Source organism: Exiguobacterium sp. s6, from assembly GCF_018618155.1.
Lineage (GTDB): Bacteria > Bacillota > Bacilli > Exiguobacteriales > Exiguobacteriaceae > Exiguobacterium > Exiguobacterium mexicanum_A.
Genome location: NZ_JACSLN010000001.1, coordinates 1,769,641 through 1,782,013, shown reverse-complemented (window position 1 = coordinate 1,782,013; position 12,373 = coordinate 1,769,641). Strand labels below are relative to the sequence as shown.

The 12,373-nt window shown below is 51.3% G+C and carries 10 protein-coding genes; 7 read left to right on the top strand and 3 right to left on the bottom strand.

Annotated elements, in window-relative coordinates:
- Window positions 1-250: 250 nt before the first annotated feature.
- The 3 genes from KNP75_RS09210 (at window position 251) to KNP75_RS09200 (ending at window position 3,455) form a co-directional block, all read left to right on the top strand.
- Entirely contained in the window at window positions 251-1,639 is a 1,389-nt protein-coding gene (locus tag KNP75_RS09210) for a cytochrome ubiquinol oxidase subunit I (protein WP_034777000.1), read from the top strand.
- Between the two features lie 14 nt (window positions 1,640-1,653).
- The gene (locus KNP75_RS09205; protein ID WP_034777001.1) at window positions 1,654-2,685 is read left to right on the top strand and encodes a cytochrome d ubiquinol oxidase subunit II; all 1,032 of its coding nucleotides are present in this window, start codon (window positions 1,654-1,656) and stop codon (window positions 2,683-2,685) included.
- A gap of 107 nt (window positions 2,686-2,792) precedes the next feature.
- Window positions 2,793-3,455 carry a potassium channel family protein gene (locus KNP75_RS09200; protein ID WP_034779811.1) on the top strand — a complete coding sequence of 221 codons (663 nt, stop codon included), beginning with the start codon at window positions 2,793-2,795 and terminating at the stop codon, window positions 3,453-3,455.
- Window positions 3,456-3,483: 28 nt separating this feature from the next.
- Here the strand turns inward: KNP75_RS09200 and KNP75_RS09195 are convergent, their stop codons facing one another.
- On the bottom strand, window positions 3,484-4,260 hold the full coding sequence (locus tag KNP75_RS09195; RefSeq protein ID WP_034777002.1) for a Cof-type HAD-IIB family hydrolase: 777 nt from the start codon (window positions 4,258-4,260) through the stop codon (window positions 3,484-3,486).
- A gap of 221 nt (window positions 4,261-4,481) precedes the next feature.
- Between KNP75_RS09195 and rnjA the strand changes: the two genes are divergently transcribed.
- Together rnjA and KNP75_RS09185 are read left to right on the top strand one after the other, a co-directional pair.
- The gene (gene rnjA / locus KNP75_RS09190; protein ID WP_034777003.1) at window positions 4,482-6,149 is read left to right on the top strand and encodes a ribonuclease J1; all 1,668 of its coding nucleotides are present in this window, start codon (window positions 4,482-4,484) and stop codon (window positions 6,147-6,149) included.
- A gap of 65 nt (window positions 6,150-6,214) precedes the next feature.
- Entirely contained in the window at window positions 6,215-7,672 is a 1,458-nt protein-coding gene (locus KNP75_RS09185; RefSeq protein ID WP_215190246.1) for a phospholipase D family protein, read from the top strand.
- A 99-nt stretch (window positions 7,673-7,771) separates the two neighbouring features.
- Here KNP75_RS09185 and KNP75_RS09180 read toward each other — a convergent pair whose 3' ends face one another.
- Complete coding sequence (locus tag KNP75_RS09180) at window positions 7,772-9,397, bottom strand: alpha/beta hydrolase (protein ID WP_215190412.1); 1,626 nt, start codon at window positions 9,395-9,397, stop codon at window positions 7,772-7,774.
- A 1-nt stretch (window position 9,398) separates the two neighbouring features.
- The gene (gene def / locus KNP75_RS09175) at window positions 9,399-9,938 is read right to left on the bottom strand and encodes a peptide deformylase (RefSeq protein ID WP_021066993.1); all 540 of its coding nucleotides are present in this window, start codon (window positions 9,936-9,938) and stop codon (window positions 9,399-9,401) included.
- A gap of 330 nt (window positions 9,939-10,268) precedes the next feature.
- Between def and pdhA the strand changes: the two genes are divergently transcribed.
- Both pdhA and KNP75_RS09165 read left to right on the top strand, forming a co-directional pair.
- Complete coding sequence (pdhA, locus tag KNP75_RS09170; RefSeq protein WP_034777009.1) at window positions 10,269-11,354, top strand: pyruvate dehydrogenase (acetyl-transferring) E1 component subunit alpha; 1,086 nt, start codon at window positions 10,269-10,271, stop codon at window positions 11,352-11,354.
- A 3-nt stretch (window positions 11,355-11,357) separates the two neighbouring features.
- Window positions 11,358-12,335, top strand: a complete 978-nt coding sequence (locus KNP75_RS09165; RefSeq protein ID WP_034777010.1) for an alpha-ketoacid dehydrogenase subunit beta — start codon at window positions 11,358-11,360, stop codon at window positions 12,333-12,335.
- Window positions 12,336-12,373 lie beyond the last annotated feature (38 nt).

The following is a 12,373-nucleotide window of genomic DNA, read 5'->3' as shown; positions in this document are numbered from 1 at the left end:
GTCCGCTTTTTTTGTGCAAAATGTGTTGAATTGTGCGTGAACGGTTAAAAATTCGGGAAGTAAATAAGACTTGTAAAGCGTCGATATTGTTAATCATGCTCAAATGTGAACATTTTGCGAACTCAAGTATTGAGACATTACAGCGCTATATAAAATCATTATGATAAGGGTATCCAAGGGAAATCATCTGTGATGTTGCGCGATAGACATTGGTTTAAAGCGCTAGAGAGAGATAGGAGGTAATCAATAGATGTTTCAAGATCCTGTCCTGATGAGCCGGGCGTTAACGGCACTCACGTTGGGTTTCCACGTGATTTTTGCCACAATCGGCGTCGGGGTTCCACTTTTAATTTTATTGGCAGAGTTTCTAGGCATTAAAAAGAAAGATCCGAAATATACCTTGATGGCCCGTCGTTGGTCACGGGGCTATGTTGTCACAGTAGCGGTCGGTGTTGTGACGGGTACGGCAATCGGGCTTCAGCTGTCCTTACTTTGGCCGAACTTGATGCGGGTAGCCGGTCAAACGATCGCACTCCCATTGTTCATGGAAACGTTCGCGTTCTTCTTTGAGGCGATCTTCCTCGGAATTTATTTGTACACGTGGGATCGATTTAAAAACCCGTGGCACCATATGCTTCTCGGGATTCCGGTCGCGGTCGGTGCCTTGTTCTCAGGTTTCTTCATTACGACCGTGAACAGCTTCATGAACCAACCGGTCGGATTTGATATCGTCGACGGACGGCTTGCCAACGTGAGCCCGCTTGAAGCGATGTTCAGCCCAGCGATGCCAACGAAAATGGCGCACGTCTTGACGTCGGCTATCTTGACGTCGGCGTTCATCCTTGCGGCGATCGCGGCCGTCCAGTTGCTCCGTCAGCGACGGAACCAGCTCGACAAGTTGTCAATCGAGTATCACAAAAAAGGACTTCGCTTGACGATGACCGTCGCACTCATCTTCGCAATCGCGACAGCTCTTGTCGGGGACTTCTCAGGGAAATACTTGGCGAAGTACCAGCCGGATAAATTGGCGGCTGCGGAGTGGCACTTTGAAACCTCCTCGGAAGCTGAGCTTATCCTAGGCGGCTGGCTCGAGGAAGACGGGGAAGGCGGTTACGAAGTACGTGGCGCTTTGAAGATTCCATACGCCTTGTCCATCTTAGCTGGCGGCGTACCGAACTACGAGGTAACAGGTCTTGATGAATTCGCGAAAGAAGACCAGCCACCGCTATTCATCCACTATCTGTTTGATGCGATGGTCGGGATCGGGATGCTCCTCGCACTGATTTCGTTCTTGTTCGTCCTCGGACGCTATATCAAGCGGTTACCGCAATTCAGTAAACCGATGCTCATCGCCATCGCAGCGGGTGGTCCGCTCGCGATGATGGCCATCGAGTTCGGCTGGTTCTTCGCCGAGTTCGGTCGTCAACCTTGGGCGCTTTATGATTTGATGCGCACGAGTGAAGCGGCCACGACATCAGCGAACGTCGGTTGGATGCTTATCGCCTTTGCGATCCTGTATGCAGTTCTTGGCGTAGTCACGGTGCTCGTCTTGACTCGTCTGTTCAAGGACAACCCAGTAGGGAAAGAACTAAAACAATCGGAGCATCGCGGTGAAGCGATGTTCGCGGATGAAGTGTGATCGGAGGGTATGACATGCAGATTCAAGAACTAGGGATTGCCGTACTATGGACGTTTTTGTACGGCTATCTCATCGTCGCATCGATTGATTTCGGTGCCGGCTTCTTCGCTTTCTATAGTAAGTACACGAAGCGTGACCACATGATCAACCGTCTGATTCAGCGGTACTTGTCACCGACATGGGAAGTGACGAACGTCTTCTTCGTCTTCTTCTTCGTTGGAATCGTCGGGTTCTTCCCGGATACGGCCTACTATTACGGGACAGCACTTCTCGTTCCGGCTTCGGTCGTCTTGATTTTGTTGGCGATTCGCGGGAGCTTCTATGCGTTCGCCAACTACGGTTCAAAAGAGAGCACGTTTTACATGTTCTTGTACGGGGCAACCGGCCTCTTGATCCCAGCCTCGATGTCGACCGTCCTCACGGTCAGTCAAGGCGGGTTCATCAATGAGACCGAGTCCGGCGTCTTCTTTGACGGCATGAAGTTGTTCACCAACTTCTACTCATGGACCGTTGTCTTCTTGGCAATCGTGTCGGTGCTCTACATCAGTGCCATGTTCCTTTTATTCTACGCGGACAAAGCGCGTGACGTTCAAGCGGTCCCGCTCGTTCGGAAGTGGGCCTTGTTCTGGAGCGTGCCGACGATTATCGCCTCGGGCCTCGTCTTCTTCGGGTTGAAGTCGCAGGCGGCTTGGCATTATGAGAGCATTTTGGCAGGCAACTGGTGGTGGTTCGCCGCAAGTTTCATCTTCTTCGTCGTAGCGGTTTCATTCGTCTACTTGAAGCGGAACTACGGCCTCGCTTTCTTGATGGTCATGGGTCAATTCTTCATGGCTTGGTTCGGATATGGTTATACGCACTTGCCATATATCCTTTATCCGTACATCGACATCAACGGAAGCGTCGTCAACGAATCGATGGCGGTCGCACTCGTCGTCGTCTTCATCCTCGGATTGCTCCTCCTCGTACCGGCGCTGTATCTCTTACTTCGCCTGTTCTTGTTCGACAATGACTATGTACGCGGAAAGCGTTCGAGTGGTAAAGCATAAGACCGGATGATTCCGGTCTTTTTTTGTATAGTTTTTTTGGAGGGAATCGGTTACACTGTACGAAGAATCGGGAACAGAAACAGCGTAGGAAAGGGATGTATGAAATTATGACAGGTGAATTTGCAGTCATCGGATTAGGACGGTTTGGCGGCTCAATCGTTCGTGAATTGTCGGCGAACGGTTATGACGTGTTGGCCATCGATGCCGATGAAGAACGCGTCAACGAGTTTATGGGACTGGCGACACATGCGGTCATCGCGGATACGACAGACGAGAACGTATTGAAGAGTCTCGGCATTCGTAACTTTGAGCACGTCATCGTGGCGATCGGGGAAAACATTCAAGCCTCGATTTTGACGACGCTCATTTTGAAAGAGCTCGGCGTTCAAATCATTACCGTGAAGGCGACGAACGATTATCACGAGAAAGTGTTGCGCCGCATCGGAGCCGATAACATCGTCCACCCGGAACGCGACATGGGTGTTCGGATCGCGAACGGGTTGATGAGTCAAAGCATCCTCGACTACCTCGAACTCTCGAACGAGCACTCGATCGTTGAAATCAAAGCGTCGGATAAGTTGTCGAACAAATCGCTCATCGACTTGGACCTCCGTGCTAAATACGGCGTCAACATCGTCGCCGTTCGCCGCGACGACGACGTCATCATCTCCCCGCAAGCCGACGAGATGATTCTGCCAGAAGATATCTTGATTATTATCGGCAAAGATACAGACTTGGACCGACTCGAACGTACCCTTCGGTCTAGATAAAAACGAGAGGCGCGCGCCTCTCGTTTTTTTAGATGAGCTTCATTTGTTTTAAGCCGTACTCGATGCCATCCTCGAGAATCGACTTTGTGACGAAGTCGGCAACTTCTTTCGCCTCGGTCCGGGCGTTGCCCATCGCGATACCGGTCCCGACGTATTCGAGCATTGCCAAGTCGTTCAAGGCGTCGCCGAACGCATACGTGTTTTCGAGTCTGTACCCGTTCGCCTCGATGAAGTGGCGAATGCCATCGGCCTTGCTCGCCCCGCGATTGATGACGTCCATGGCGTGGGGGTGCCAACGGATGAAATCAAATTCGCCGTACGCGTCCAAGTAATGATGCTCTTCTTCCGGTGTACAGTAAAGTAACGTCTGATAGACGGCTTGTTCGATATGGAAGTTCGGTTCGTAAGTCGGGATCGGCATATCGAGTTCTCCAAGCGACTGTTCGACGACATGGTCGTTTGCTTTCGTCGCTCCGCCCCGATCTTGGCCGAGGTAGACAAGCGTGTGGTCGTTCGAGCCCGCATGCGTTGTCAGACGGTGGAGAGCATCTGTCGGTAAGGCATTTCGGTAGACGACCTCACCTTGATGGACGACGATTTGTCCGTTGTAACAGACGAAACTCTCAATCCCGACTTGTGCGGGGATGTCCGACAACATCGCCGGACCGCGACCGGTCGCGATAAACGTCTCGACGCCGTTCGCGCGGAGTTGTTCGATGGCTTTGATTGTCGAAGGTGGAATGTACGACCCTTCGTGGAGCAACGTCCCATCGATATCAAAAAAGACTACTTTCTTATCTTCCATGTTGTTTCACCATGCTTTCTCTGTCTTTATGAAGTCAGTTTTATACTAAAAAGCATAACATGAAATTGAGAAACCGCCCTCAATCTAACGTCATTAGTGAAATATTGTCACAATATAAGCTATAATGAAGAAAGAATCTTACGGAGACATAATTTTAATAGCGAGAATCACTTATGTATCACATAGATGAACATCAACTACTTGTAGTAAGGAGAGATTAAATGAAGTTTGTAAAAAACCACCAAACAGCTGTGTTTGCCTTAGGCGGACTCGGAGAAATCGGGAAGAACACGTACGTCGTTCAATTCCAAGATGAGATTATCGTCATCGATGCGGGCATCATGTTCCCGGAGGATGACTTGCTTGGAATCGATTACGTGATCCCTGATTACTCGTACTTGATTAAAAACAAAGATAAAGTCAAAGGGGTGTTCATCACCCACGGTCACGAAGACCACATCGGCGGTATCCCGTTCCTGTTGAAACAAGTGAAATTGCCGATCTACGCGACGAAGCTCGCGCTCGGCTTGATTAAAGTGAAGTTAGAGGAGCATGGATTGCTCCGCGAAGCGGAACTTCACGAAATCGATGAGGATACGATCGTTAAATTCCGTAAGACGAGCATCTCGTTCTTCCGGACGACCCACTCGATCCCGAACTCACTCGGTGTCGTCGTCAAGACACCACAAGGAAATATCGTTCATACGGGTGACTTCAAATTTGACTTCACACCGGTCGGCGAACCGGCTGACATCGCGAAGATGGCGGACATCGGAAAAGAAGGCGTGCTCTGTCTCTTGTCGGATTCGACGAACGCAGAAGTCGAAGGTTTCACGATGAGTGAGAAAGTCGTCGGCGGGACGATCAGCGAGACGTTCCGGAAAGCGGAAGGCCGCATCATCTTCGCCACGTTCGCCTCGAACATTTATCGTCTGCAACAAGTCGTCGATGCTTGTGCCGAGACAGGCCGCCATTTGGCTATCTTCGGTCGATCGATGGACAAAGTCATGACGATTGGGCAAGAGCTCGGCTTCATCAACGTGCCAAAAGGCATGATCATCGAAGCGAATCAAATGCGGAACTATGAGCCGCATGAAGTGGCAATCCTTTGTACCGGTTCGCAAGGTGAGCCGATGGCTGCGCTCAGCCGCATCGCCAACGGAACACACCGTCAAGTATCGGTTATTCCTGGCGACACGGTCATCTTCTCGTCATCTCCGATTCCGGGTAACGCCATCTCGGTCGGGAAAACGATCGACCAATTGTATAAAGCCGGCGCGGACGTCGTTTACGGAAAATTGACGAACATCCACACGTCGGGTCACGGGTCGCAACAAGAGCAATTGCTCATGATCCGCTTGCTCAACCCGAAATTCTTCATGCCGATTCACGGGGAGTATCGCATGTTGGTGAAACACGCCGAACTCGCCGAATCGGTCGGCATCCCGAAAGAGAACAGCTTCATCATGGATAACGGTGAAGTGCTCGCCGTCGACGCCGACTCGGCCGCCATCACCGGGAAAATCTCGGCCAACGCCGTGTACGTCGACGGAAACGGCATCGGGGACATCGGCAATATCGTCTTGCGCGATCGCCGCATCCTTTCAGAGGACGGACTCGTCGTCGTCGTCATCAGCATCGACGGCAAGACGCGTAAACTCGTCTCAGGTCCGGATATCATTTCACGCGGCTTCGTCTATATGCGCGAATCGGGCAGCTTGATTCGTGACGGCGAGCGCTTGCTCAAGAAGACGGTCGAGCAAGGGTTGTCGAACAAGCAGATGAAGTGGTCAGAGATGAAGCAGCTCGTCTCAGATACGCTCACGCCATACTTGGCACAAAAAACACGAAGACACCCAATGGTTCTTCCGATCATCATGGAAGTATGACCGAGCGGGCTGTAGGTGACTACAGCCCGTTTTTTAGAGGACAAAGATAAAGGAGATGGTGTCTGATGGAACGCAAGAAACGGAAGAAAGGTTGGTTGAAATGGGGCCTGGCCGCATTCGCCTTACTCTTCCTCATCACGATGGTATACCATCAAGTCAAACCGGTGCCGGACGGCGTGTCGCGTGCGTCGGAACCGGTCGCGATTTCGGATGACCAAATCGATTTTTTATTTGATTTGACGTATCAAGGGGAAGACACGGAAGTGAACGAGCAAGAGATCTTTCAAGACGTCGAGCGGTCAATCCGCGAGGCGCGGGAATATATCGTCATGGACTTTTTCTTATTCAACCCATATTCGAATGAAGACCGGCAATATCCGGACATCACGGCCAGTCTATCATCGGCCTTGCTCGAACAGATGAAAGCCTATCCGGACATGAACGTCGTCTTAATCACCGATGAGATCAATACGACGTATAACGGTCATGCGGCCGACCATTTGGATGTGTTGAAGGAAGCGGGCGCGGAAATCGTCTACACGAACCTCGATGCGCTCCGCGACCCGAACATCTTATACTCGACGCTGTATCGGATCGGGTTCCAATGGTTCGGGGACAGCCAGAACGGCTGGTTGCCGAACCCGATGGCCAAATCGGCACCGGACATCACGATCCGGTCGTATTTACGGCTGTTGAACGTGAAAGCGAACCACCGCAAAGTGATGGTGACCGAGAATGACGGCTTCGTCTTATCGGCTAACCCACACGATGCGAGCGGCTATCATTCGAACGTAGGCGTCCGGCTCGACGGTCCAATTTTAGCGGACATCCTCGAAGGGGAGGAAGCGATCGCGACGTTCTCGAAAGGGGATGCCGAACGTTTCCCGAGCGAGGAGAAACTCGCGAATCTGCGCGACGAGCCGTCGGAAGGCCCGATGCAAATCCGCTACGTCACGGAATCCAAGATTCAGGACGCCGTCATCAAGGCGATGGAAGAAGCGGAATCAGGTGAGACGATTTGGATCGGCATGTTCTACTTGGCCGACCGAAACATCATTCAAGCCATTCATGAGGCCGCCGAGCGCGGCGTCTTCGTCAAACTGATTCTTGACCCGAATACGAACGCGTTCGGGCGCGACAAGTCAGGATTGCCGAACTTGCCGGTCGCCGCGGAATTGAACACGGTGAACCCGGAGCAAATCGAGATTCGGTGGTACGAAGTCGGCGAAGAGCAGTACCACCCGAAGATGCTGTACGTGGAAGGGGACCGTCGAGTCGTCGTCATCGGGTCGGCCAACTATACGACCCGGAACATGAACGACTATAACCTCGAAGCGGACGTTGAAGTCGTCACGACCGAGGAGACAGCGTTCATCCGCGAGGTCGACGGGTACTTCAAGCGTCTCTGGAACAACGAGCAAGGAACGTATACGCTCGCCTATGATGAGATTCAGACCGATTTGCCAATCGGAAAGTATGTGATTTATTGGATCCAGAAACTCACTTGGACGATGACCTACTGACACAAGCCCGCCTTCCTGTGAAGGGGGCTTTGTTGTGGACGGGCTACCATCGACATGACGACGAACAAAACCCGCTCTCACAAAGAGAGCGGGTTTTCATCATTTCGTTTCGACTGGATTGAATTCGTTCGTGAACTCGTAAAGGAACCGGCCTGTGTCGCGGAGGACGTCTGTCTTCCGGTGGAGCGAGAAGTGATCGTATGGGACGGTTTCCGTCTCGATGTTGTTCGTATATTCTTCGAGCAAGAGCGAACTCGCTGGCTCAATCAAGTTGAACTCGCCACCGCGTCCCGAGAAGGAGAACACTTGGACGGAGCGTGGCCACGTCTCAAGTTTTTCTTGGAACGCCTGCAACCCGTCAGAACTCGGGGACAAATCCCGGATGGCAGGACTGCCGGTATTGATCCCGAAATTACTGGCGGACAGACCGAAGTTGGCAAGTCGTGTTCCGGCGAACGGACTATCATACGTCACGAACTTATCGACGATGTATTCGTCTTGATTCAAGATATAGTTCGCTGCCGCCACACCGCCCATGCTGTGACCGATCAAATACATCCGGTCGAACGAACGGTTTCGTTCCTGTTTATAGCGTTCGATCGCCGCATTCAACCACTTCGTCTGGTTGTTGAGCGATGCCTCGGCATCCTCATATTCAATCCGGACAATCGGTCGGTTCGAGCTGTAGTCATTGATGACGCAATCGGCCGCGCCTTTCACCGTCACGGTACAGAGGGCACCATCTTTCGCCAGCCCACGCTGTTCCATATACTGCGAGAAGCGGAGGAATGTGCGGTCGGTCCCGAGCAAGCCGTGAACGGCGAACGTCGGGATGAACTCGTCCGTCTGCGCCGCTTGGCGAATCGCCTCAGATTTCCGTTCCGTCGTCAACTCTTCTCGAATCGTCACGATAATCAACGCGAGGGTCAAGACGAGGATGAAGCCGCCGAAGATGCGAGAACGAATCGACGTCTTGTCCGGATTACCGACGTTTTGACGATATTTCCGCCAAACAAAGAAAGCGACTAGGCCAAGGACGACGATGATGACGCCTGTGATAATCCACGCCTTGACGTTCGGCACGTGGGCGACGAGCGTCATGTTGTTTTGACGGCCACCGTACACTTGCCACTCGACATGTTTCATCGACCGTACATCGAGTCCAGTACCGTCTTCGACGAACACCCCGGTCGGCACGGTCAGATTGAACCGGATATCGGCTTGACGAACGTAACGTTCGGCCAGTTGTTTCGGGGAGCCGCTTAAATTCAGACCTGGCAAATCGACGCGGTCGAGCCGCAGGTCGAGGTTCGTGTTCATGACGTATGAGTCAAACCAAATCCCATCTTCTTTGTCGACATCAAACTTCATATCAGGTGGGACGAGGATACCGGCCGGACCGGTCTTCCACTCCTCTTTAATGTTTTGGAGGTCATCGACGTTGTCGAACGTCTTCTTGAGCACCATGCCTTCATAGTCGTCTTGACTCGAGTAGTCACGTGTCGCATATCCGTTCTCATTCGCCTGTTGTTTCCATGTATCCCAATCGAGCCGCAAATTGAGCAGCTTCATGACCGGATGGTCGCGGAAAGCATACGTCGTCTCTAACGTGACCGATTGGTCGTAGTGGACGGTCGCATCATATTCGATTCGGACACATCCCCCGATTAAAAGAAACAGAAATGGGAATACTAACAACAGTGCCTTTTTCTTCAAGCTCGTCACCTCAAATCGGCTCACCGTAGGTCTCTAACGGGTTGGTCGTGTTGATGCGGTCGTAAAAGAGCACCCCATCTAAATGGTCGAGCTCATGTTGACAGACGATGGCGCGCATACCGCGGAGCCGCAATTTAATCGGGGCGCCGTCACGGTCGAACCCTTCAATCGTGATGCGTCGGTATCGGGGCACGTTGCCTTTGACGACACGGTCGACAGATAGACAGCCTTCACCGCCATTCAAGTACGTCTGTTCGACCGAGTGGCTCGTAATCTTCGGATTGAAGATGGATAGTTTGAACGTCTCTTCTTCTTCGTGGAGCAGGACCGTGAAAAAGCGGCGATTGACGCCGAGTTGTGGTGCGGCGATGCCGACACCGCCCCGAAGTTCATACTTCGCGCTCATCTCTGGATCCTGGCTATTGACGAGGAACGTCTCCATCTCGTCGAGTAGCGCGAGGTCTTCTGCCGTCGGTGGGACCGGCACTTCGATTGAGCGGGCGCGGAGCCGCTCGTCTCCTTCACGAATCACATCTTTCATCGTTAACATGCAAAACTTCCTTTCCCATTGCGATATGACCAATTATATCATATTTATTAGTCATTTCGCTTAGATGGTACAGAAGGTGAAATGAAAATGATACAGAGGCGAAATAAGGGAAAAGACGTGTTGATGTAAGCGTTTTTATAAAGTGAGCATATTTTTTGCGTTATTATAACAACCCGTTTTATACTGACTAGGAAACGGCAGGATAAGTGTAACTTTCCTGAATCACGTTAATACAGATTGCTTTTTTGGACAGATACACTTAAGATTTGAGGTAGTGTTTGATCACAAAAAAGACAATTGTCTCATAGTTGAAAGGATGAGGTGAAACGAATGAACAACGTTCAGGTACTTCAAAACGTGGAAGAAAACTTCCAAACGTTCCGTATTCTCGACGAGAAGGGCGAGGTCGTCAACCAAGACGCAATGCCAGATGTAACGGACGAGCAACTTCAGGAGCTTATGCGCCGCATGGTTTATACACGAATCTGGGACCAACGTGCCATCTCGCTCAACCGTCAAGGACGCCTAGGTTTCTACGCGCCAGTGGCTGGTCAAGAAGCAACGATGATCGGGACGCAATATGCGCTCGACAAACAAGACTGGATTCTTCCAGGCTACCGTGATATCCCGCAACTCGTATTCCACGGACTTCCGCTTTATCAAGCGTTCTTGTTCTCACGTGGTCACGTCGCAGGTAACCGTATTCCTGAAGACGTTAACGTCTTGATGCCGCAAATCATCATCGGGGCACAAATCATTCAAACTGCGGGTGTGGCAATGGGCCTCAAACGCAACGGCAACACAAACGTCGCCATTACTTACACGGGTGACGGTGGTTCATCACAAGGTGACTTCTACGAAGGATTGAACTTCGCAGGTGCATTCAAATCACCAGCCATCTTCGTCGTTCAAAACAACCGCTTCGCCATCTCGACACCTGTTGAGAAGCAAACTGCAGCTAAAACGATCGCGCAAAAAGCTGTCGCAGCGGGAATCAACGGAATTCAAGTTGACGGAATGGACGTTCTTGCTGTCCTCGCCGCAACACAACAAGCGCGTAAAGACGCACTTGATGGAACTCCGACGCTCATCGAAGCACTCACATACCGTTACGGACCACATACGCTCGCTGGGGATGACCCAACACGTTACCGTACGAAAGAACTCGATACAGAGTACCAAGAGAAAGATCCGCTCGTACGTTTCCGCCTCTTCCTCGAAGGCAAGAAGCTTTGGAACGAAGACATGGAAAACGAAGTCATCGAGCAAGCGAAAGCAGACGTGAAAGAAGCGATCAGCCTCGCCGACAAAGAACCAAAACAAAAAGTTTCGGACTTCATCAACAACATGTACGAAACACTTCCTTCAAACTTGAAAGAGCAGCTTGAAGAATATACAGCAAAGGAGTCGAAGTAAGTTATGGCTCAAATGACAATGATCCAAGCGATTACTGATGCGATGCGCGTAGAAATGAAGCGCGACGAGAAAGTACTTCTCTTCGGAGAAGACGTTGGTAAAAACGGTGGGGTCTTCCGTGCGACGGAAGGACTTCAAGATGAGTTCGGCGAAGACCGTGTCTTCGATACGCCACTCGCTGAGTCGGGTATCGGTGGTCTTGCAATCGGTCTTGGTCTCACAGGCTTCCGTCCAATCATGGAAGTTCAGTTCTTCGGATTCGTTTTCGAAGTCTTCGACTCGGTTGCTGCTCAAATGGCACGTATGCGTTACCGTTCAGGCGGCGCTTACAGCCAACCGGTTACAATCCGTTCACCATTCGGTGGCGGTGTTAAAACACCAGAACTTCACGCGGACAGCCTTGAAGGCTTGATGGCTCAGACACCTGGTCTTAAAGTCGTCATCCCGTCAACGCCTTACGATGCTAAAGGTCTTTTGATCGCATCGATCCGTGACAACGACCCAGTCGTATTCCTCGAGCACATGAAACTTTACCGTTCATTCCGTGGCGAAGTTCCTGAAGGCGACTACACGATCGAGCTTGGAAAAGCAGACGTGAAACGCGAAGGAACTGACGTTTCGATCATCACTTACGGTGCAATGGTCCACACGTCACTCAAAGCGGCAGAAGAGCTTGAGAAAGAAGACATCAACGTCGAAGTCATCGACCTTATGACAGTTAGCCCGCTTGATATCGACACAATCGTCGAATCAGTCAAAAAGACTGGTCGCGCCATCGTCGTTCAAGAAGCACAACGTCAAGCAGGTATTGCGGCAAACGTCGTAACTGAAATTCAAGAACGCGCAATTCTTCACCTCGAGGCACCAGTGCTTCGTGTAACTGCACCAGACACGGTCTTCGCTTTCGCACAAGGGGAAGACGCATGGTTACCTGACCATAAAGATGTCGTTGCAAAAGTTAAGGAAGTTATCAACTTCTGATCGTGTTCAAGTAACGATGAGGGAGAATTGTCTCCCTC

Coding starts and splice junctions, on each gene's coding strand:
- KNP75_RS09210 (WP_034777000.1), top strand. CDS start 251: ATGTTTCAAGATCCTGTCCTGATGAGCCGGGCGTTAACGGCACTCACG.
- KNP75_RS09205 (WP_034777001.1), top strand. CDS start 1,654: ATGCAGATTCAAGAACTAGGGATTGCCGTACTATGGACGTTTTTGTAC.
- KNP75_RS09200 (WP_034779811.1), top strand. CDS start 2,793: ATGACAGGTGAATTTGCAGTCATCGGATTAGGACGGTTTGGCGGCTCA.
- KNP75_RS09195 (WP_034777002.1), bottom strand. CDS start 4,260: ATGGAAGATAAGAAAGTAGTCTTTTTTGATATCGATGGGACGTTGCTC.
- rnjA (WP_034777003.1), top strand. CDS start 4,482: ATGAAGTTTGTAAAAAACCACCAAACAGCTGTGTTTGCCTTAGGCGGA.
- KNP75_RS09185 (WP_215190246.1), top strand. CDS start 6,215: ATGGAACGCAAGAAACGGAAGAAAGGTTGGTTGAAATGGGGCCTGGCC.
- def (WP_021066993.1), bottom strand. CDS start 9,938: ATGTTAACGATGAAAGATGTGATTCGTGAAGGAGACGAGCGGCTCCGC.
- pdhA (WP_034777009.1), top strand. CDS start 10,269: ATGAACAACGTTCAGGTACTTCAAAACGTGGAAGAAAACTTCCAAACG.
- KNP75_RS09165 (WP_034777010.1), top strand. CDS start 11,358: ATGGCTCAAATGACAATGATCCAAGCGATTACTGATGCGATGCGCGTA.